This is a genomic window from Flagellimonas marina, assembly GCF_042651185.1.
Lineage (GTDB): Bacteria > Bacteroidota > Bacteroidia > Flavobacteriales > Flavobacteriaceae > Flagellimonas > Flagellimonas marina.
In genome coordinates, this window is record NZ_JBHSCL010000004.1 from 306,191 (window position 1) to 329,232 (window position 23,042).

Annotated in this window: 18 protein-coding genes; 9 read left to right on the forward strand and 9 right to left on the reverse strand. The window is 41.3% G+C overall.

What is annotated here, in order from left to right:
• Positions 1-13: 13 nt before the first annotated feature.
• From ACFOWS_RS04950 to ACFOWS_RS04990, 9 genes are all read left to right on the forward strand, one after another.
• The gene (locus ACFOWS_RS04950; protein ID WP_379762851.1) at positions 14-1,108 is read left to right on the forward strand and encodes a BT_3928 family protein; all 1,095 of its coding nucleotides are present in this window, start codon (positions 14-16) and stop codon (positions 1,106-1,108) included.
• Between the two features lie 27 nt (positions 1,109-1,135).
• The gene (tpiA, locus tag ACFOWS_RS04955; RefSeq protein WP_366587541.1) at positions 1,136-1,885 is read left to right on the forward strand and encodes a triose-phosphate isomerase; all 750 of its coding nucleotides are present in this window, start codon (positions 1,136-1,138) and stop codon (positions 1,883-1,885) included.
• A gap of 13 nt (positions 1,886-1,898) precedes the next feature.
• A complete protein-coding gene (gene prmA / locus ACFOWS_RS04960; protein WP_366587544.1) occupies positions 1,899-2,732 on the forward strand; it encodes a 50S ribosomal protein L11 methyltransferase in 834 nt (277 codons plus the stop codon).
• Between the two features lie 21 nt (positions 2,733-2,753).
• A complete protein-coding gene (locus tag ACFOWS_RS04965; protein ID WP_067032625.1) occupies positions 2,754-3,029 on the forward strand; it encodes an ATP-dependent Clp protease adaptor ClpS in 276 nt (91 codons plus the stop codon).
• 174 nt (positions 3,030-3,203) lie between these two features.
• Positions 3,204-3,815, forward strand: coding sequence for a hypothetical protein (locus ACFOWS_RS04970; RefSeq protein ID WP_379762852.1), 612 nt, complete (start codon positions 3,204-3,206; stop codon positions 3,813-3,815).
• Positions 3,816-4,009: 194 nt separating this feature from the next.
• Positions 4,010-4,624, forward strand: coding sequence for a Crp/Fnr family transcriptional regulator (locus ACFOWS_RS04975; RefSeq protein WP_379762853.1), 615 nt, complete (start codon positions 4,010-4,012; stop codon positions 4,622-4,624).
• Between the two features lie 63 nt (positions 4,625-4,687).
• The gene (locus ACFOWS_RS04980; protein WP_379762854.1) at positions 4,688-5,182 is read left to right on the forward strand and encodes a GNAT family N-acetyltransferase; all 495 of its coding nucleotides are present in this window, start codon (positions 4,688-4,690) and stop codon (positions 5,180-5,182) included.
• 252 nt (positions 5,183-5,434) lie between these two features.
• On the forward strand, positions 5,435-6,733 hold the full coding sequence (locus ACFOWS_RS04985; protein ID WP_379762855.1) for a mandelate racemase/muconate lactonizing enzyme family protein: 1,299 nt from the start codon (positions 5,435-5,437) through the stop codon (positions 6,731-6,733).
• A 266-nt stretch (positions 6,734-6,999) separates the two neighbouring features.
• Entirely contained in the window at positions 7,000-8,310 is a 1,311-nt protein-coding gene (locus ACFOWS_RS04990) for a Gfo/Idh/MocA family protein (RefSeq protein ID WP_379762857.1), read from the forward strand.
• A gap of 311 nt (positions 8,311-8,621) precedes the next feature.
• On the opposite strand, the gene ACFOWS_RS04995 is transcribed toward ACFOWS_RS04990, so the two are convergent.
• The 9 genes from ACFOWS_RS04995 to ACFOWS_RS05035 all read right to left on the reverse strand — a co-directional run bounded on the left by ACFOWS_RS04995 (position 8,622) and on the right by ACFOWS_RS05035 (position 23,039).
• A complete protein-coding gene (locus tag ACFOWS_RS04995) occupies positions 8,622-10,121 on the reverse strand; it encodes a sulfatase family protein (protein ID WP_379762858.1) in 1,500 nt (499 codons plus the stop codon).
• A gap of 138 nt (positions 10,122-10,259) precedes the next feature.
• Complete coding sequence (locus ACFOWS_RS05000; RefSeq protein WP_379762859.1) at positions 10,260-11,696, reverse strand: sulfatase family protein; 1,437 nt, start codon at positions 11,694-11,696, stop codon at positions 10,260-10,262.
• Positions 11,693-13,174: a sulfatase family protein gene (locus tag ACFOWS_RS05005; RefSeq protein ID WP_379762860.1), complete on the reverse strand. Its 1,482-nt coding sequence runs from the start codon at positions 13,172-13,174 to the stop codon at positions 11,693-11,695. Before ACFOWS_RS05005 ends, ACFOWS_RS05000 begins: the two co-directional genes overlap by 4 nt.
• A gap of 3 nt (positions 13,175-13,177) precedes the next feature.
• Positions 13,178-13,492, reverse strand: coding sequence for an L-rhamnose mutarotase (gene rhaM, locus ACFOWS_RS05010; RefSeq protein WP_379762861.1), 315 nt, complete (start codon positions 13,490-13,492; stop codon positions 13,178-13,180).
• 10 nt (positions 13,493-13,502) lie between these two features.
• Positions 13,503-15,326: a hypothetical protein gene (locus ACFOWS_RS05015; RefSeq protein WP_379762862.1), complete on the reverse strand. Its 1,824-nt coding sequence runs from the start codon at positions 15,324-15,326 to the stop codon at positions 13,503-13,505.
• Positions 15,327-15,335: 9 nt separating this feature from the next.
• Positions 15,336-16,415 carry a PKD domain-containing protein gene (locus ACFOWS_RS05020; RefSeq protein WP_379762863.1) on the reverse strand — a complete coding sequence of 360 codons (1,080 nt, stop codon included), beginning with the start codon at positions 16,413-16,415 and terminating at the stop codon, positions 15,336-15,338.
• 17 nt (positions 16,416-16,432) lie between these two features.
• A complete protein-coding gene (locus ACFOWS_RS05025; protein WP_379762864.1) occupies positions 16,433-18,532 on the reverse strand; it encodes a hypothetical protein in 2,100 nt (699 codons plus the stop codon).
• 30 nt (positions 18,533-18,562) lie between these two features.
• A complete protein-coding gene (locus ACFOWS_RS05030; protein WP_379762865.1) occupies positions 18,563-20,029 on the reverse strand; it encodes a sulfatase in 1,467 nt (488 codons plus the stop codon).
• Between the two features lie 115 nt (positions 20,030-20,144).
• Positions 20,145-23,039: a hypothetical protein gene (locus tag ACFOWS_RS05035; protein ID WP_379762866.1), complete on the reverse strand. Its 2,895-nt coding sequence runs from the start codon at positions 23,037-23,039 to the stop codon at positions 20,145-20,147.
• Positions 23,040-23,042: the final 3 nt, after the last annotated feature.

A 23,042-nucleotide genomic window follows, 5' to 3' on the forward strand; every position in this document is an offset into this window, starting at 1 on the left:
ATTTTGAAAAAATATGAACTATTTGGTTTGGATTTCAAGAGTTATCGTTGGGGTGTTGTTCATTTTTAGTGGACTCATAAAATTGAACGACCCCGTTGGGTTTTCATTTAAATTGGAGGAATATTTTAGCCCTGCTGTTCTGGATTTACCTTTTTTGGAACCCATCGCTTTGGGAATTTCCATTTTTGTGGTTATTGTTGAGGTACTATTGGGCGTCCTTTTATTGATAGGGTTTAAACCCAAGATTACCGTCTGGAGCCTCTTGGCGATGATTGTTTTCTTCACTTTCCTCACGTTTTATTCCGCCTATTTCAACAAAGTAACCGATTGTGGTTGTTTTGGTGACGCCATAAAATTGACGCCATGGGAATCCTTTACAAAGGATGTGATTCTTTTGGTATTGATATTGATTTTATTTTTTGGACAGAAATACATCACACCACTTTTCAACACAAAAACCAACTGGATTGTGGGTGGAGTGGCCCTATTGGCCTGTATTTTGTTTGCCAATCATGTGCTGAACCATTTACCGTCAGTGGATTTTAGGCCTTACAAAATAGGAGCCAATATTGAGGAGGGTATGACGGTTCCAGAGGGTGCTCCAGAACCCATATACGAATATGCATGGCGATTCAAAGTAAACGGAGAGGACCAAATAATTGTAACCAATGGGGAATATCCCTCCGTGGACGGGGAATTTGTGGATGTTGAAACTACACAAATACAGGAAGGCTATGAACCGCCTATTCATGATTTCACCATTGAAAAGGATGGACAAAATTTCGCCTCTGAATTTTTGAACGAAGATAAATTGGTCATGGTCATCGCTTATGATTTGGCTAAAAGCAACTATGACGCTTTTTCAGAAGTGGCCCAAGTGACCGAAAAAGCCAAGCAAAATGGATATAAAGTGATTGGTATGTCGGCCTCCAACGATGAATTGTCCAACAAGATTGAAAAGCAATACAAATTACCTTTTGATTTTTATTTTACCGATGAGACGGCCTTAAAAACTATCGTCCGTTCCAATCCAGCAGTATTGGTATTGAAGAACGGAACCATTCAACAAAAAGTACATTACAACGATATTGACAAACTTTCTTTTTAATAATAGAACACAAGAAAAACCAACAACATGAGAACAAAAATAGTGGCAGGAAACTGGAAAATGAACAAGAACTTGGAAGAGACAGAGGCTTTATTAGCTGAGCTTTCTGCAAAACTGCCCGACACCAAAGCGCAAGTTATTGTTTCACCAACATTCGTGAATTTGGCCGCAGCTAAAAGAAGCCTTCAAGCATCTACAATCCAAGTGGCTGCCCAGAACATGCATTTCGCAGAGAGTGGTGCCTATACCGGTGAGATTTCGGCGGATATGCTTCTGAACATCGATGTGGACATTGTTATTCTTGGTCACTCCGAGCGTCGTGCCTATTTTGGTGAAACCGATGAACTTTTGGCCAAAAAGGTGAAAACAGCAGTAGAAAAAGGATTGAAGACCATTTTCTGTTTTGGTGAGGAATTGGAAGACCGAAAGTCTGACAATCATTTTTCGGTAGTGGAAAGTCAATTGAAAAATGCCCTGTTCGATTTGGACGCCGAAGCTTGGAAAAGCATCATTTTGGCCTACGAACCGGTTTGGGCCATTGGCACAGGCGAAACTGCTTCACCTGAGCAAGCCCAGGAGATGCACGCTTTTATCAGAAAGACTATTTCCGAAGCCTACGACAGTTCCGTATCCGACGAAGTTTCCATTTTGTATGGAGGTAGTGTAAAGCCGGACAATGCTTCTGATATTTTCTCCAAACCCGATGTGGACGGCGGATTGATTGGCGGCGCATCCCTTAAATCAGATGATTTTGTCGCCATTATTGAAGCGATTTAATCTTTAGCGCCATATGGCATTGGTGTATCTGGAATACGATTTTAAAATAAATCCGCTGCAGCCCGCGGCGGACATTCTTATTGCGGAATTAGGTGAAGCCGGCTTCGAAAGTTTTGTAGAGAACGATTCGGGGGTGTTGGCCTATATCTTAAAATCGGAATGGAAGGAAGGTATTCTAGATGATTTATTCGTTCTAGAGCATTCCGATTTTGACATCACTTGGACCCGTAAAGAAATTGAGCAACAAAACTGGAATGCGGAGTGGGAAAAAAACTTCCATCCTATAAAAGTAGGGGATAGGTGCATGGTTCGGGCACCTTTTCATGCGGCGGCCGATGTGGAATATGACATTGTCATTGAACCCAAAATGAGCTTCGGAACGGGTCACCATGAGACCACCCATATGATGTTGGAGCATATCCTTGAAAACAATTTTAAAGGTAAATCCGTCTTGGATATGGGTTGTGGCACCGGGGTATTGGCAATATTGGCCAAAAAAAGGGGAGCTGGGCCTGTGGATGCCATCGATATTGATGAATGGTGCTATTTGAATACCCAAGAAAATGTGGAACGTAACGATTGTTCTGATATTCAAGCTTTTCAAGGAGACAGGGGTTTACTAAAGGGAAAAAAATACGATGTAATCCTGGCCAATATCAACCGAAATATACTGCTGGAAGACATCCCCATTTATGCCCAATGCCTCAATGCAGGTGGCCAACTTTTTCTAAGTGGATTTTATTTGGAGGATTTAGATGCCATTTCTTCAAAATGTAAGGCCAATGGTTTAGAATTTGAAAAAAAGCTGGAGAAGAACCGCTGGATTTCAGTAAAATATGTAAATTAGAAAGGCATTAACTCCACGATTATGGGCACAAAAGAAAAAGGCTTGGAAGACCTTCTTCTGGAAGAGGAGACGGTTAAGCAAAATGAAATAGTACTTTTTAATGATGATGTAAACACGTTTGATCACGTCATTGAAACATTGATCGATGTCTGCGAACATACTCCGGAACAGGCAGAACAATGCTCCCTTATTGTGCACTACAACGGTAAATGTACCGTAAAAACCGGGGAATATTCCTATTTAAAACCAAAATGCTCCAAATTGTTGCAAGCTGGGTTAAGTGCCGAGATTGTCTAATTTTCCGGAACGGTTTTGAAATTCGTAAAAGCATTTTACCAGCACTTTACTGCCACAAATTTTGAGGTGATAAATTCTTTACATTGAAATTACAGGTAACAGGCATTATATAGACTAAATTTGCGGGGACAGCAATACAATCAAAAAACCAATATCTAATCTTCTTTTATAGGAATGAGCGAATTCTTTAAGGCTGAATTAAAAGACCGTTTTTTGGAATATGCTCTTGAGCGCACGGATTATTTTGAAATACAGACATTGTATGATGAATTTTTACGCCCAAACTATAGCCTGCAATTTGTGGAAAAGCTGATCAAGGAAATCCAAGAGTATGATATGGAACTTTTGGATGTGATGAGCGGGAATGGAATGGATATTTTTATGCTGGCCTCTACCCCTAGCACCGAAGATTTTTTGGAAGAAGGCGGATTTAAGGATATGTATGTAAAGGAAGAGGAGAAGTGGGATGTATTCGTTGAGCAGTTGTCCAGTGCCCGAAAATTGAGCAAGGACGAAAAGCAACTTCTGAAGAAAAGCTCACCCAGGTTGAAAAGGGAAAAAACCTTGCTTATTGTTCTCATTTCAGCAATCGGCATTAGTTTTCTGTTCACCCTAATCAGTATTTTAAACAGCTCGTTCTTGGAGCCAGATTATGTCCCAGCAGATGAGTTTGAACGAAGAATTGAACAGTTGCATTTACAATATTTGGAGGAAAACCAACGGTTGGAAACAGAGTTGATCAATTCTAAAAAACTTTTGGATTCTATCTTGGGTGTTCAACCCTAGCTAGAATGTATTTTAACCCATTGAATGAGTCGTTTAGCATAAAATTTCAAAGATTGCTTGCTACCAATGTATTGAGTGGATATTTTTGATTAGCATACACCATTTAGGCAAAAAATAACCAGACCAGTGCTAATAATCAAATGTCTTGTGATATTCAGAATAAGACATTTGTAATAGAAACAAACCATAGTAGAATGTCATCCAACCAAAAAATTGAGAAGAACCTCTTCATTTTACTCTATCTTAATGCCATTTATCCACTAAGCCCAAGCCTTAAATCTTTTTTGGTGGAAAAAATCAAGAATATTTCTTTCAGAAAAAACGAACTAATAAGCAGGGAAGGAGAAATCTGTGATAAACTGTATCTGATTAAAAAAGGTTTGGTTCGAGGTTATTTTGTAAGTGAGGGGACGGATATAACAACGTGGATAGATTCCGAGAATGAGATTTTTACCTCTATTACTGGTTTTTTTAAGCATGAAAAGACTAGGGAGTATATACAGGCTATGGAAGACACCCATTGTGATTATTTAGAATATGAAGATTATAAGTATTGTCTTGATAATTTCCCTGAAATAAGGCAGATATATCGGATTATGTTGGAACAATATTATGTCATGGCCGAACATAGGGTGTATTTGGCCCGCATACCCAATGGTAGAAAACGATTGGAGTTTTTTTTGGAACATAGCAAACCAGAAATTGTCAAGCGAATTCCTAGAAAGCATTTGGCCTCATTTTTGGCAATGCGACCAGAAACCTTGTCAAGACTTATGAAACAGGAGGTGAAAAAGATTTCTCTAAGTTAAAATACTTTACCAAGGGTTCTTTTATTTAGGCTTACACCAAGGGTAAGCAGGTTATTTTAAGCAATGATAAGCACAGTACCGGTACGTTCAAAGTCTGATATAAAGACAGTGGCAAGCTTGGCCCGAACCATTTGGACCGAACATTATACGCCTATAATTGGATTGGGGCAGGTGAATTATATGTTGAACCGGTTTCAGTCGGCCAAAGCAATTCAAGACCAATTGGAAAAGGAGATTGCTTATTACCTGCTCCAATTTAAAGAGGAATTTGTGGGTTATTTTTCTTTTGACATCGATGAAGATTTTCTCTTTTTAAGTAAGCTCTACGTTCTAAAATCAGCTCGGGGAAATGGAATTGCTAAAACAGCAATCACTTTTATGGAATCGTATTCACGCGAACGTGGAATTCCTAAAATAAGACTGACCGTCAACAAGTACAATTCCAACTCAATCAAAGCCTATGAAAAAATGGGATTCGTCAACGTGGACTCCATTATACAGGATATAGGCAATGGCTATGTAATGGATGATTATGTTCTTGAAAAAGACATCCTTTAAAGATGAGTTCCCATGACTTCTCAAAATTTATTTAAAAGCTCCGCTTTGAAAAAAGCCCAAACAAAGAACGTCGAAACCTAGACGTTTTTTTGTTGAACTATATATTGATCATCGCCTATTTGTTGTGTATCACTGGACGTTGCAAGAGATGTATGGTTTTAGTAGGTATAAGTGTGCTGGTCCTCTATTGAAAATCTATTTTCATTTTTAGTATATTTAGTTGTTGACAAATCGAAATCAAAATCAAAATCAATGAAACTATTTTCTTCGTCCGTTGGCAAAAAGACGTCGCGCCGTTCTTTTTTGTCCAGGACCACTTTGGGTATTAGCGGTGCACTGTTGGCCACTTCCTATAATGGATTGGCATCCTCCATTGAAAAAACACCAAAATCATCGGCACCTTCCGATCTTAAAATCACGGCGGTGAAATGCGGGTTTATCCGAAATGAACACAGCCTTTTTGTAAAAATCTATACCAATCAGGATATCGTTGGGCATGGACAGGGTGTTGATGGGGTTTACGGAACATATCACGTTGTGCATCACTTGGCAAAAAACCACTTGATTGGCAAAAATCCATTGAACATTAATCGACTCCAAGAAGAAATGCGCAGGGGAGGTCTGTTTAAAGGAGCTCAAGCAGGTATGTATGTCTGTGTAATGACAGCCTTGGAAACAGCATTGTGGGACTTGGTGGGCAAGGCACTGGGATTGCCCGTTTACCAATTAATGGGTGGTAAATTTCGGGATAAGATCAGAGTTTATTGCGATACGGCCGGAAGTCGGCTTGAGCCACAGGAAATGGGCAGAAGAGCAAAGGAAGATGTAGACAAATACGGATTCACTGCGGTGAAATTTGATATCGATGACCGTCAGGACCCCAATAAATTGGATTTGTACAACTGGAGCGTAAGTATTCCTGAGCTAAGGCGTATGGAAGATCAAATTGCTGCGGTGCGTGAAGCTGTGGGACCTAACATAGATATTTGTGTGGACTGCCATGGTAGGTTTGATGAAGCTTCGGGCATGAAAATAGCCAAGGCTTTGGAACCTTATAATCTTATGTGGTTGGAAGAACCAGTGCCTGCTGAGGTTCCAGAGTCGTATGCACGTATTCGTGAATCAACTACAACTCCTATTTGCGGGGGTGAGAATTGGTACTTGACCTATGGCTTTAGACATCCCTTTGAAATTGGTGCAGTGGACGTTATTATGCCGGACCTTCAAAAATGCGGAGGTTTGGGTGAAGGATTGCGTATAGCCAATTTGGCCAATACCTATAATACGCCTTTTGCACCGCATATGGTTGCCTCATATCTTGGAGCAATATCGTCGGCCCATGTCTGTGCGGCAGTACCCAACTTTCTTATTCTTGAATGGCAGATTTACTTCCATGAAAATGAGATGTTCAAGGAAATTGTCAATTTTGAGGGTGATTTTTTAACCAAGGACGGTTACATACCCGTACCAAACAAACCTGGACTTGGTGTGGAGATCAATGAGGAAGCTATGCGAAAATATGCCACACCTGGGATACCTTTTTTTGAATAAAAATCTCTTGATAGAAGATTACGTAATGCCAAAACGATTGGTTCAAGAGGACATTAAAAATCCAGAGACAAATTCGAGCAAACATAAAAATCAATTTACGTTAGGGCGCTTATCTGAATTTTGAATGTGGCACTGTAAATAATTGCGGTGCAAAAAAGATGGATAGTTAGTTTTTTCTTCCTAAGTTCAACATGTGGGCTTACAAGATATAGGTACTTCTAAGAGAGAGTAATATGAAGCATAAACGATAATTTAAAATAGATACAATGAAAAAAAAGGAGGGGGTAGTGAATGAAACCACAATCAATTCGCGAAGGAATTTTCTAAAAACCTCGGCACTGGCTGTAGGCTCCATTACTATTATTCCCAGGCATGTTTTGGGCCAAGGTTTTGTTGCACCCAGCGATAAAATTAATTTAGGATATATAGGCTTGGGGAAACAAGGGGGCATATTGGCAAATCAATTCTTATCATACACTAATTCTGCTCAAATTGTGGCCGGAAGCGATGTTTGGACCCCAAAACAAGATTGGTTCAAGAATGTTGTCGAAGGATATTATGCCGAAAAAAGAAACGTTACAAAGTACAATGGAGTATCCACCTATGTAAATTACAAAGAGCTATTGGAACGTAATGATATTGATGCAGTTGTCATAGCTACCCCCGATCATTGGCATGCCATACAATCCATAGACGCTTTGAAATCAGGAAAGGATGTGTATTGTGAAAAACCCATGACCAACACCATTAAAGACGGAAGGGACATGGTTGATGCAGTGAAAAAGAATAAAAGAGTACTTCAAGTTGGTAGTATGCAGCGTTCCTGGGAAAAATTCAGAAAGGCGCAAGAAATGGTCAGTTCAGGAAAACTGGGGGAAATCAAAAAAGTATTGGTCAATGTGGGAGACCCTTACCGAGTATATGATCTTCCTGCCGAGCCGACTCCAGAGGGAGTAGATTGGAATCTTTGGTGTGGCCCAGCGCCCTTATTGACCTACCATCATACCATTGCCCCAAAAGTAGTGGAAGGCTATCCCGCATGGCGCGATTTCAAAGAGACCGGAGGCGGTATACTTGCAGATTGGGGCACACACATGTTCGATATTGCCCAATGGTGCTTGGGAATGGACAGAACAGGCCCTGTTGAATATATTCCGCCAAAAGACCCCAAAGCTGTGCGGGGGTTACGCATGTTTTATGAAAACGGTATTGAAATGGTGCATGAAGACTTTGGGAGAAGCTGGGCGGTGCGATTTATAGGTACCGAAGGAGAATTGGATGTAAGCCGTTCTTTTTTGGAAACCAGACCCGAAAAAATATTGATGCCCAATGGTGGTGACCCAAGTACGCTCTTCAACGACAGGGGAAATCATTATCAAAATTGGCTAGACGCCATAAAGACCCGGAACCAACCTATATGCGATGTAGAAACGGGTCATCGCTCGGCAACCATCTGTAATGTGGCCAATATTGCTTATGAATTGGGTCGACCTTTGCAGTGGGATCCAGTAAAGGAAAGGTTTAAGGGAGATGCAGTGGCTAACAAAATGAGAAAAAGAAGACATAGGAAGTACTAAAAATAGTGAAGACATCTCCTTCGATTTGTGCATGTGAGCCAATAAGCCCTTCGAGCCGTAATGAACCAGTACCAATGGTGCTAAACTATGATTATTGCTTAGCATTTTACACCACTTTGGAACATGATGTTGAATCATTTGAAAATGTTGGTTTCATAAGTTCATTTACTCAAGGAACAGAATGTACCGCAACAAGTAAAATTACTTAACAACCTCCAAAGGACTTTCCGTTAGATGAAAAAACTAGTAGTAGAAAGTTCTTTTTAAATAAACCATAATATTTCTTCGGTAATACATTCAAGAAGGCCTTTTTACTGTTTTTGCAAATGAGCAACAAGTGCTTTGGTAAATTTATTTTGAATCTCTTGGACGCTCTCATTTCCATAAAGATCATCCCATTCGTTGGGGTCTTTGCTGAGGTTGTAGAACTCACCTGTAAGAATATGTTCTTCTTTGTAGTCTTCGACCATTTTCTGCCGTTCAAAGACCAAAATCAACTTGTATTCTTGAGTCCGCCACATAAATGCAGCCTCTCCGTCATGCTCATGTAGGGCCGAGAAGCTGCCACTTCTTTTTATAGGGCCCAATAGGTCTTGGCCAGGCAGTTCTTTATCCAAATCAATATTTGCTGCGCTGAGTAAAGTGGGCAGAACATCAATATTTTCTACAGGCCGATTGTTCACTGTATTTTTTTGAACGGTATTTGGCAACGCACTTCCTGAAAGAATCATGGGAACCCGCACGCTAGCTTCGTACAAATTGTATTTGTTGAAGCGATAGTAACGTTCGCCCAGCATTTCCCCATGATCCGAAGTATAAATGACAATGGCATTGTCCAAGATTCCCTTATCCTTTAGCGCTTTTAAGGTTCTGCCCATCATGTTGTCTATCCAAGTAACGTTTGCATAGTAACGCATTGTCATTAGTTTCCATTCCTCTTCAGAAGCATTTTTCCAATAGTCTTCGTACATATCACGCCTATTCACTCCTTCGCTATGTGGCGAATAATCCGCTTCCCAAGGAGGTTGCTGGGCATATTGGATGGTATCTGCAGCATACAGGTCTTCGTAACCTTCGGGAACATTATGGCCTGCATGTGGTTTCATGTAAGATAGATAAAAGAATAGTGGCCTTTCATCATTTCGCTTTTTGATGTAGTCAATGGCCTGCTTGGTGATCCATCCATCACGGTGGTCCGATTCGGGAAGTTTACTGGTAAATCCAAGATAGCCAAGATTGTTTTCCTCACCAGCACCCATGGGCGCTATTTCGACATCATATCTTGCCTTGGCATCAGGATTCATTTCTGCCATGCTAATAGCACCGTCTTCAGGAATTTCTGAAACATAGCGCGTTTCAAATCCTCTAGTATTCGTTTTGTATTTGCCCCAGTGTGTTTTACCAAAGCCTGCAGTCTCATAGCCAGCATCCTTAAAATACTGTGCCATTGTCTTACCCGGTATTAATGAATCGGGAACACCTCCATTATTACGAAAAACACCGGTTTGGTTTGGATATAGTCCAAACATAATTGAGTTTCTGCTCGGAACACACATGGGTGCTTGGCAAACCGCTTGGCTGAAATAAATACCATGCGTAGCAAGACTATCCAAGGTAGGGGTGATTACCTGACTATTTATCTTCCCTAGGGCATCCCAACGGTGTTGGTCATCCATAATGAATATAATATTTGGACGGTCTGAAGTGATATCAGCTTTCGTTGAACCATCATCTTTTGGTGTAGTGTTCTTACAACCTAGAAAGGGGCTTATGAAACAAGCAAGAACAAGTAATCGGAAATAAAATCCCATCTATTTAATTTTTAATAGTCATTTTGAGTGTTTTAGCCTTTACCTCTACATTGCTGATTTGAGAACCAATTTAATGTCCTGATACAATTTACTTGATGTAGCAAATCATCAATGAGTTTACTTTGCGACTACAATTTTTTATTGTGTATAAGGTACAGTTCCGGTTTCATCAACAGGATATCCCCATTTCTTTATGTACTCCATGCCCGGTAAAAATGCATCACCTGTTTCTTTCAATCTCTGGGTTAGTTTTTGATCTAACTCTTTTTGAAGTTCTACGTAGGAATCCTTTCCGACCAGATTGTTCATTTGGTAGGGGTCTTCTACATTATCAAACAGCAACCAAGGTCCTTCCAAATCTCGTGCATACGTATAGCGTTTGGTTTTTAAGGCTCTATACTCCCTTGCCCCATGTTGTGGCTTGTTCCATTGACCAAAAGGTTGAACACAAGTTAACAAAGTGGTTTCGCCCACTTGTTCTTTGCCTTCCAGATAAGGTCTATAGTTTATACCTTCTACCGTGTCAGGAATTGGAATATCGCACAAACCTAAAATAGTGGGCAATATATCCTCTGAATTTATCAAAGCATCTTTTTCTTCAGCCCTGATGTTCAGTTTTTTTGGAACGTAAAATAGCATGGGTACCCGTGCGGATTCTTCATAGGGTTGTTGCTTTTTGTAAGCTCCATGTGACCCTAAAAGATCTCCATGATCGGAGGTAAAGACTATTATGGTATTATCCATTTGTCCTGTTGCTTTTAAATGATTGGTAACCTTTCCCACCATATCGTCTAAAGCTACAATATGGGCATAATACCCAGCCAAATCTTTCTTTGCTCTTGCCTTTAAACTATCCGGTACGTTTTCACGGAGGATGATCTTATCAGTATCAAAGCGATTCCTGTATTCCTGCGGTGCTGTGTGGTAAGGGGCATGGGGGGTGCCATAGGAAACGACCATCAAGAAGGGGTTATTGGAATCTTTTCTGTCATTCATATAACCAATCGCTTCATCCGTTTGATTAAAAGTATCGTATCCCGCCCAAATTTTTCGGTTGGGGTCCCCGTTTTCATAATACACCGATTCATTATAGTCGTGGGTACATTCGTTACCCCTCCAAAATGTAAAACCTTGCCTTCTTGGCCCTGGGGGAATGTACTGTAAACGACCGTGTCCATCCAAATGCCATTTCCCAATATATCCGGTATCATATCCTGCTTTAGAAAAAATTTTGCCCATGGTCACGGCATTGGTATCCAATTGTACATCGTTCATAAATACCCCATGGGTAAGTGGCCTTTGTCCGGTTAATAATGATGCCCTAAAGGGTGAACAAACAGGCATGCCCGAAACCGCATTTTGGAAATTAATGCTTGAAGCGGCCAAACTATCCAAGTAAGGGGTTGATACATTGGGATCCCCTGCATAACTTGTGGCTTGGGCTCGCCATTGATCAGTAAGTAGAATCAAAACATTGGGTTTCTTTTTTGGAATGGATTCCTCAGCGTTTTTTGGGTTTTGCTTGCAAGCGCAAAAAACTACAGCAAATAGCGGAAAGAACAAGGTATATCTCATATGGTTTGTTTTTCTAAGAGCCTGGTTTTGATGTCTTGCGGGTCGTCCGATAAATCATACGATTCTTCACGCCACTTTAAAAGTGCATTTTTGAGTTCTTCCTGTTTTTCATGATAGGCTTCTTTTCCTGCTAGATTTATTAATTGTCCAGGATCGTTTTGCATGTCGTACAATTCCTCGAATGGGCGACCCGACTCCAACTGTTTTAAAAGTTTGTATTGAATAGGGTATGTTATCTCGGCATCCAAGGTAGCTTGGTAGCTTCCATTGCCCCATCCTTCTTCTACCATCAAATCTGCGGGTAGTTCGTATGTTTTTTGATGCATCAAATTTTGGATATAGTAAAATCTTCCATCAAAGATTACCCTGCTTGGATAGTGTTCTGCTCGTATTGGCCCGTGAGAGTTATGTTCTCCGAAGACATAATTACGTCCTTGTACTTTTTCGGATTCTCCAGAAAAAACAGGCCTTAATGATTTACCTTGAACGGTTTCGGGAATATCGATTTCCAAATAATCCAAAATAGTAGGCATAATATCGATATGTGATATCAACGCCTCGGAAACCTTATCTTTCTCCACCATTGGGCCACTCGCTACAAAGGGTACGTGGAGTCCAGCGTAATACGGTGATGCTTTCGCCCGATGGTAAGGCTCACCTTGGTCGCCGGTATAGATGATCAAAGTATTTTCCAAGAGTCCTTTTTCCTTTAAAACATCCATAATACTTCCCGCACAGGCATCTGCCAATTGCACGGAACCATAATATTTGGCCAAATCTTCTCGCATAGCAGGAGTATCAGCCAAATATTCGGGAACTTCAATACTGTCTTTATGGGGAAGGAATTCCGGAAAATCTTCCATGTGCTTATCCAGATTTCGATGGGGAGGGGCAATATTGGCCTGAAAAAAGAAAGGTTTATCATCCGCCTCAGTGATAAAATCAGAGATGACCTTCTTGAATTCTTCTGGACTATTTTGAACGGCGTTTCTTGCGTTATATGGAAACTTCCATGGCGGACTCATGTGGAACTTTTGCGTGATAGCGGTGAAGTAGCCATTTTCTTTAAGTATCTCAGGAAGTGTTTCAATATACTCATGGATGCCCACTTTGTCCACAGTGGAAGATGCCCTAGTAAATTCTGTGTCCCCGTCAGATAGTTTGGGTGTTATTGTATTCCGCCAATGCCCATTGGCATGAGGGTACATGCCCGTCATTATGGAACTTCTGCTAGGAGAGCATGAAGGGACAACAGCAAAAGAATTGGTGAACATCATTCCATTTTTTGCCAATGCATCAATGTTCGGTGTTACAATTCCTTTGGTTCCAAGAGCAGACAGATGTGCACCCTGATCGTCGGTAAGGACCAGTACAATATTGAGTGGTTGTTTAGTTTTGGGCTCCTCTTGAGTTTTCTCTTTGCAAGCAAACGTTATTGCTAAAAATGAAAGTAAAGTAAAGTATATCAATGTTTTCATAAGCTAAGACATATAAAATACAGAGTTCAGTTCTTTTGATACAGGGCTATTGTCATCATGGGTCTCCATTATATCGGCCATGTAGGCCCACCATTTTTTACAGATGGTAGTTTCGGCAATGGCATTCCATTTTTCTTCGGATTCAATTTCGGCATAGCCAAAGAGTGTATCCGTATCTGAATCCAAAAAAATACTGTAGTTTTTTACACCAAGCTTTTTGAGTGTATCCTCAAGTTCTGGCCAAATGGGATTATGCCTTTGGGTGTATTCCTGCACCTTATTGGGAAACAATTTCATTTTAAAGGCTTTTCTGATCATGTTCTTTACTTTACGGAATTATGATTTTATACCGATAGGTGAATCTGGCATTTGGGGCAACATCGCCTTGATCATAGAATTTCATGATATCCCCATCGGTGGAAGTGTTATCGGCCCATTTGAATTCCAGATTTTTTCCTTTTAAGTTCAAAACCGATTTTGGAATGGCAAGTTCTAATGCATTGCCCGATAACTTTGCGTCAATTTTAGCTTTTTCCTTCCAATTCCATCCCCCTTCGGATTCTTGAAGTTGTAAACCGTTCGCCCCGATTTTAATCATGTAATGAAAGCCTTCCCAGGCAGGTTTATTGGATTCGTCGTCCTTGATAAAGAGAACCAGCCCTGTAGGCCATTCCTTGGTTTCAAATTTTTCTGAAATCTTAAGGAGGAAATAAAGGTTCTGAGAATTTTCAGCAACCTTCGCCTCTACCAGATCATTTCTTCCCGAAGTGTTTTGGTATGTTTTAATTCGGCCCCATCCCGGATGTGATCGATGAAGAATATCTCCCTGATGGTCATAATAGATGGTAGAAACTTTTTCCCAATCAGAAAAGGTACCATCAATGCTTATTTTGTGGAAGCCTGTATCTTGAGAAAACGGTCTAGTGCCCTTGAATTTTCTGATATTGGCCACCATTTGATAATAATAATTATCCTTAAAGCCACCTTTCATGGGTTCAATGTCCCTACTGAATTCGGCATTATATTGGTCAACAAAATAGGTTTCCCCTTTTTTTATAGGCTGGCCCATCATGTTTTTGGCCTTTCCATCATCAAACCGCATGGCTACCCATTCGTTCCACCCCGTAATGAATACAAATTCGGGATCTACCTCTAGCGCCCTTTTCCATTGCTCATCAAAAAATAGCCCCTTCCCAGATTGAATACTATCTGGTGACGGCTGTTTCCCATTATGGAAACTACGTCCGATATTGGAAATAGGATGTTGCGCAGTTGAAACCACAATTTGTTCCGGTATATCGGGAGAATCGTGCCAACCAAAGTTCTGAGGATAATGATCGATCCAGGGCCATTTGTCCTTTCCGTCTCCAAACCATTCTTGGCCATCCGTCCAGGCCCAGGACCTTCTAAAGTTGAAATAATCGGTCAGTTCGGCATTCAACCCTTCGTTATTGCCCATCAAAAGTGGCTTGCCTTTCCAATAAAACCAAAGATTTTTGTAAAGCCCTTTCTTATAAAAGCCATTGTATATTTTCTCCGTGGTCTCAACATGCTTGGTGTTGGTCAAGAAGGCAATTTTGGGCACTGCCCAACCCTTTTTCTCAAGCTCTGTGAAAACCCTGCATATTTTTTTGACTTGTGGAAGATAGGCCAAGGAATTGGTTACGTCAAAAACGATGACATCAATGCCTGCATCGGACAATAATTGGGCATGTTTTAGAATAACCCATTCGTCATCGGTTAAATAATAACCAAAATAAGGTTCACCCCAATGATGAAATGCCTTGACCGGACCATATTTTGGGTTTTTTGGGTTCTCCTTTATGATTTCAGTAATATCATAAGGACTAAGAGTATCAGCAGCCGTTTTGGGATGTACCCCTTCATCAGGAAGGGTCTGAGTGTGTTCGTCATGTCCATGCGCACCGAGCCATGTAAAATAAAAGATACCCACGAACTTATCTTTTTCAAGATTCCCGGTTTCTTTGTTCAAAGGCAAACTGCGCTGAAGATCATCGGTGGCACTCCAGGTATCTGCAAATTGTTGGGAGATAAGAGGAGGTGATGATTTTTGAGCTTTAATACTGCCTAAGCTAAGAACCAATAAGCTAATGACTACGAGACGATTTTTATGCAATAATCCTAATTTCATGGGTATAGTTTATTTTGTTACAACATCCCAAACTTTGGAACGTACCGACTTACCTTCTGGACCTTCTACCGTTAGTATTACGGTCCATTCGCCGGCCTCGTTATACCGGTGCGATGGATGTTGATTATTCGATGAATTTCCATCACCAAAATCCCAATGCCAGCTTGTAATGTTTCCTTTTGATTCATCCTTAAATTGAAACCACCGTTGGTCACGGTCCAGTTCAACAAAGTCCCAATTCGCTTCGATGGGTTTTATGAACTGTTTTTCTAAGGGCATCAACCGAAAAATGTTGAGGTACGAAGCGTCATAAATCATTTTGGTGTCATGTGCCAAGTTCATAAACGATTCGCAAGCTTCACCATCAAAATCAAGGAAGCACCAAGAAAGTCCAATACGATTGTTTTCCTTCAACTGGGTCACGGTTGATTCTTGGAAGCCTTCAACGGCCGCATGGTCAAACGGAGTCATCCAGAACTCCATTTTTAATTTTCCACTTTCCGAATGTTCAAAAGCATAATCGTAGGCCACATTAAAATGTGGAAACTCCTTTATCCACGGTGTATTGCCCCAAATCATGACAGCATCCTTGTTTTGAACAGGAGTGAAAATATGGTAGTTTTGAGCATGGGCACCATGACCTTTAAAATGCAGTTCTTCTACAGAAACTTTGTCTTTGTTGCCATTGTGTTGTTTGATGAACGGGCCAGCGGATAGGTTTCCATCCACTACCAACTCAAAAATATCCTGGCCCAGTGCTGGGTCGTTATAATCCCAATAATCATCATACATTTCTAAATAGAAATACAGCCTATTGAGTCCTTTAACCCAACCTACCTTTACGGAGATATCAAAATCCTTTGGGTCTAGATTTGTACCATTTCCAAAGCGGGTGTCCATAAGCTGGTCTAGACCTATGGTAAAGGATTCTGGTACCATATCCCAGTCTGAAAACTCACCATCAATTCGGGGAATTTGGTCCTTTGGAAACTGAAAAATATGATATTCCTTTCCGGGGTCTGGAAAGGAACCTGCAAAAATGGGTATCAAGAATAACAGCAATAGCCCACATAAAATTTTGAATCTCAATTTTTTGAACTCCGTCCTCATTTTTTCCCCGCTTTTCTATCTAATAGGTAGTAAATGTTTTCGGCAATAGAAGAGGGCATGATCATCATTCCGCCGTAGTTGCCACTTACACTATTATGTGTATCCGGAAATGCATAATCGTATTCTCCTCTGTGGTACCTATCTTGTGTTTCTGGCAAATTATGGGGCAACCAATTTCTATCGATGGTCTGTGCGGCCATCCATCGAATCGCTGCGTTGGTAATCCCTTCTTGGTACCGCAGCCAGTCAATGTCAGGGTCTATTTCATCCCATTTAAGGTTGTTTTGGGCCACATCGGCGAATACTGCCAGTACTTCCCACTGTACATGATCACGTACCCAGTTGGCAAAATACCAATCGCTTGAGCTTAGCACAGGTTTTGTGTAATACATCATAGATAGGTTGTCGGGTTCCCATAAATGGGTAAAAGCGAGCAATGTACGCATCCAATAGATGGCCTTTTTCCTGTATTTTTCATCTTTGAATTCCTTGTAGGCAAGGTAATTTCCCACGGCTGCATGGCCTGCGGCCAAAAGGTTTGCTGCGTGTAAAGGAGTTTCCCAGAAATCACCTGCTTCCGGTCTTTGGTAGTCCATACAAAAGTCGAAGGCCTTTTGGGCAGCGTCTAAAAAGCGTTGGTCTTTTGTTTCTATTCCTATTTCCAATAATCGTGTAGCCGGTCTTATGGTAATATCCAAGGCGGTTTCACCTCTAAGGCCCATAGGTTCTATAAACGTGGTCGCCACCTTAAAATCGTCTTTGTCGATAACATCTGGATTGAAAACAAAGGAACCATCGGATTTTTGTTCGGCCAATAGCTTATTTCCTTCTCTAATGAGTTCATTTTGAGTTTTTGAACCATTGCTCATTTGTGAAAGGCTCCAATCTATCTTTGTCTGTAGCTCCCTAGCGGTTTTACTCCTCTTGTTCTCCTTGATATAACGCAATAAGAAGTCCGGTACATTGGGTTTGATGGATTTTTCTGGTCGCTGAATCAACCCAAAACCTTTTCCTTCATGCCAAAAATTGGTGTTGTATGCCGCCGCAATTCGATCTAACGTTTCTTTATGTGGCCAACGTGGCTCAGAGGGTTCTGGAAGGCCATGTTGTTTCACCCAGTCGGTTAAAACAGCTACGCTATTGCCATCGCTAAGCCATAATTCGGCATCAAAATTTATGGTTTGGTCAATTTTAAGCTCCAAAGGTATCTCGGCGACCACCTCATTTTCATGCCCTTCAATAGAGGCATCGGGCACCATCAGCCCCATAAGATGATTGTTCTTTCGGTCTATGAAATTTGGGGAGGCAAAAACAGGCTGTGGTCCATGGGCACGATAATTGAACCATCTTGAAGCGGTTTGTTTAGGGTTCCAGGAAAGGCCCACACCTGTACCGTTATGACTTATCGCCATTACCGGAACGGATACTTTGTTGGGATGCGGTACAAATCGCATGGCCCAAGGATCTTTGAAGAAATCAGTTCCACTGGTCCATTCCTTTTCTATGGCCCAATCGACACCAGGCAGCAAGGCATCTGTTTTTTGGGTCTCAAATGAAGTTTCACCGATTTTGAGCCATGGTCCACGTATATATTGGGCGTTATAATTGCCAGTGGATTTTAATCGATATTTAAGTTTTACGAACCGTGAGTCGTTATCAACCGTAAAGGTCACGGTTCCCGTTATGGCAGGTTCTGTATACGGATACGCCATCCAATTTTCAAATGAAGTGCCTTCAAGTACTTCCCTGACAACTACCGAGGCAACATCAAAAACCACCTCTTCACCATTTTCGGTCTTTTTTTTGGAATAAGTTTCTGCAACAAAACGAACGGGAATGTCTTGGTCTTGGAGCTTTATTTCCCCTAAGTGTTCCAATACGGCCATCATTTTGCCTGAAGGTGTAAGCACTTCGCCCCATCCCCATCCTAAAACTCTTTTATAAAAGTTCAGTTTAATATATTCGTTTTCCATCGAGAAGGTCTCCCCTGAATAACTAGTGCGTTTATTATTAGGATTGTTTTGACCTACGGTTTCTATCACAGAACCAAGTATAAACAAGGCCATGACGATTTTAGGAAAAATTGCCTGTTTCATATTTAAAATTTGTTTAGGTAATCCCTTATGTCAATCGATTTCTATTCTGGTTTTGTTTCTTGGACCATTAGGCTGAATACCGATAACTTCTGGGTGATATTCTTGTTGGTTAAAATTTGGATTGATTCTTGGAATGACTGCATTTGCATCTTTTAAATGCATTTCGATATATGCATCCAATTCCGCAACTTTTTCGGGATATACCGCAGACATATCGTGTGTTTCACCAATATCCCATTTTAGGTTGTACAGGCGATAATCGTGGTTTCCGTTTTCACCCTGATGAAACAGGCGAATCAATTTCCAATCCCCTTCATGGGCCGACACAGAGGCGGGTAACCAATCGGGAACGGGCGGTTGATGCGGAAAATACGTAATGATAGGATTGCGTTCCAAAGTACCACCTGCCAACGCTTTTTGTATGCTGACACCATCTACTTTGTGATTCTTCGGTTTTTGAATGTTCATCTGCTCTAGCAGGGTCGGATAGAAATCCGTAGCTTGTATGATTTCGTTTGAGACCGACCCTGGTTGTGTCACTCCCGGCCAAACCACAACGCAGGGCACTCTAATTCCACCTTCAAACATAGTGGCCTTGCCTCCCCTGAGTGGCCTGTTGCTGGTCGGTTCCGTCAAGAATTTTTCCCCATCGGGAAGAGTTTCAACAATGCCGTCGTACATATTGCCTCCATTATCACTGAAAAAGATGATGATGGTATTGTCTGCGGCTCCCATGCGATCTATTTCGTCGAGTAAGGTTCCCACTGCATCGTCCAGGGAATGAACCATGGCTCCATACGTGGGGGAGTGCTGTGGATTGTTGAAATCGACCTTGGTTCTGTAATGTTTGATGAGACTTTCCTTGGCATCAAAAGGTGCATGGACAGAGAATTGCCAGTAGTTCATATAAAAAGGAACATTTTTATCTTGTTTCCTCAACCAAGCAACAGCCTCATCGGCCATACGGTCCTCTATGTGCTCTTGGGGGTATTTCTCCTTGAAATCGGGATATTTCCATGGGGCCACAAAGCTTCCGGCAGGCCCTGGTCCTGGCCAATGGGGAATATCCACATCAAAACCGTGTTCCAGTGGGCTGTAGGGGGGAGAGCCTAAGTGCCACTTTCCAAAATGTGCGGTACTGTATCCTTCTTTTTTCAATAATTTGCTTAAAGTGGGGTAGGTAGTATTCAATCTGGTGGCCGATTCCGTGATGATGGCCTTCTCCTTTGAGGGAGCTTTATCTGATTGCGTTGCTGAAAGTTTAACTTCGGGTAGATGGCCTACCGGTGCTGTAAAACCATGTCTCGCCACGGTTTGCCCTGTTAGTATGCTGGCCCGTGTGGGTGAGCAGAGTGGACTGGCAGAATAGGCTCTGGTAAAAGTCATTCCACGAGCGGCCAAACGTTCTAAGTTGGGGGTTTGATAAAAGTCGGTAGTGCCATATAGTGAAGTGTCGCTCCAACCCAAATCATCAGCCAAAATAAAGACTACGTTCATCGGTTCGCTGCTTTGGGCAGTGAGAACATGAGCCATTGATAATACTAGAGTTCCGGTCAAGAATATTTTTAAAGATCGTATCATATTGGATTCATCATTTTATTTTGAATATTTTTTAGTTTAAGCTGAGCCAATTGCCATTGGATTTCCCATCTAGTTGAAATTGAATTGAGCCATCGACAACCTTATGTTTAATGCTTCTTCCTTTTTCGTTTTTTAATTTAGGATGGCGGCCATAAGATTCAGATAATGGAATGGATACTTGCCCACTACCTTCCACCCATATCAGCGTGGTGTTTTCACTTTTGTTCAAAGACGGGGCAAATGCAATTTTCTTCAATGGACTCTGAGAGAATGTATAGGTTTTTCCATCAATGGTCACTGAGTTGCACTGCTGCCCCTGAAAGGCGATAAGTTCTTTTTCTTCATTGAGTCGGAAACCCATGGTCAATCTTCCTTGAAAGTCCACGTTATGACCATTGACCTTGAAATTTGAAAGTTGGAGGTCGGCTGGTGGCAATGGATTTAGTTCCAAAGCTTCTCGGTCTTCTTCAATATCTCTTGAGAATCCACCTGCCCAAGTTTCCCTATGTTTGTTATAATGACGAACAATAGCCGTTGCCCCGTTCGGGAAACGGGTTGCCAAATAATCTGTTGTTCTTGAAATATGTTCTGTGTTGTCATTGACCTTAGGGAAAGTATCTGTTGTGGGATACGCGCCCAACCCATCCAATAGTTCAAACAGAGTACGTGTTTCATAGCCCAAACTAGAAGATTGATCATCTCTGGGTCTGAATCCAAAATAATACGCGTTGTCATTTCCGGTTCCAACCAGCAAAGTGTTATCGCAAAACGATAGTTTTGAAGTGCCATTTTTGGCTTTTACGGGGTAAATACGGTCTACTAAAAAGTCAGTAAGGATATATTGTGGTGAAACTTCTTTCAATTGATTGTGAAAATCGATTCTCTTACCCACTGCAATTTGGCCTTGTAGTTTTTCGGATTCATAATCCACGCCAAAGAGATTTTCCCATTTTTCAAGACAATTTTCTCCATTCCCGTTTAAGATGGGTGGCGGTCCGAACCAAAAGACCTTTCCTCCTTTGTTTTTTAAATTAGCCATAATGTCCAGAAGACCAGCTTGTGGTAATGGTTCGAACAGGGTAACAAGAGTGCTGTACTCTTTTTCCTTTACTTGTAGTTTTCCATTGGGATTTATTTTACCGAGCTCCACTAATTTCTCTGCGGTGATAAAATTGGCGTAGCCATATTGGGTCATCCAGCTGCCAAAACGTTCCTCTACGGCAACGAGGTTCATGGGATAAAGAATGAGGACATCCACATTGCGATGCACTTTTTCGGTAAGCAGGTCCATTGCCTTTGAGCGTGTACGCCCTCCGTAGGCATCGTTTATGGCACCTTTTCTTTCCTTAACCTCTTCGGGCATTCCCCAAAATGCAGGGTAGGAGGCAGGAATACGGTTCAAAACCCCTAGAGAGGCAGACATGGCAGCTCCGTAATAATTTCGATCATTCCAGCCTAATTCGGCAAAATCGTTTCTTGTTGGCTCAAGATATTCGCCCCATTTAAAATAATCGTAACAGGCGGCCGCTGCCTGTTGCACCGTATTACCCCAGATAAAATTTGAGGTGTACTCATATTTATAGGCGTGGCGCTCCAGATCTTCAGTATTCCATAGGTCAACCGTGGGACTTTCTGCCCATGAGGAATGCCCGCTTGTTCCAAAATCATCGACTCCAAATAGCCCACTGGCATATTCTTTTGCTTCTTTGAATAGGTCAACAACATGGGTGTTGAGCAATTTATAATAGCGGTCCCGAAATAAGAACGTACGCTGAATATCCTCATCAGATTCTCCAAATACATATTGCACATTTTGTGTTGCAGTGGCATTGTTACTATAAATGTTTGGTCCATACGCAAAGAACAGTATGTCCTTTTCTTCAAAGGGAGTTCCAAATTTTTCTTCAAAAAGCTGTCCCATGGTTGGTGCATAATAGCGCAATGCTAATTGACCATTGTCGTGATGTTGAAAATATTTCCAGTCTTGCTGGATGTGCATCTCGTCAGAATAAAAATGCTCTATTTTGATGCCTTTATCGTCATACTTTTTTAATAAATCCTTCAAAAAAGGCAATGCTTCAGGGCTGAAATACTCCATTTCAGGAACTTCATATTCCAATAGTACCAAGACCCGGTCATAGCCCTTAAATTCGTCAGTTTCATCGGCATAAACACTGACTCGTTTACTTCGATTTGGATTTGGTGTAGAGGGGTTGCTCCACAAATCGGTATCCATATCTCGATCATTATCAGCGTCTGGTTGCTCTTCCCAAACATCCATTTTTACATTGGTCAAAGGCAATATATTCTCGCGATCAACCACTTTATACGGACTGTTTGGCAACATTTTTTCTTTAAATGCGTAGGCCTTGTGGGATTTAAGCTTAATGGCAAAATTCCCTTTGTTGTTGGACCAAGTTGTTTGTTGCCACAGCGGTACATTGAACTTACCGGTCAGCGGGTCGCGTAGCCCCACCTTGTAATGTAACCAAAGGCCATTTTTTCCTGTTTTATTTTTAAAGGCGGGTCCTAATTCTAGCGGGCTTAAAAGACTTAGCCCCATTCCCAAGCCGTATTTAGCCGCAAAATCAGCGATAATTTTGATTTTGTCCACATAGGCATCCATATCTGGGGTAAGTTTACGCTCCGTAGCCTCTTGATCTCGATATTGCCTGAAGAATTCATCAAAAGCAATGGTCAGGATATGGTCACCGTTTCGTTTCGCCTCTTCGCAGACATCCCTAAGACTGGCATACCGTTTTGTATATCCCGTGGACATATCTATTTTTTTGTCGGGATCGGTTAAATCGGTCAATTGTTGATCGCTGGTCAAAATAATAGTCTTTGCAATCATAGTGTGACTCACTAAGATGAGAATGACCAGTAAATAGAATGTTCTAATACAATTTGGCTTTGATTTCTTCATTGT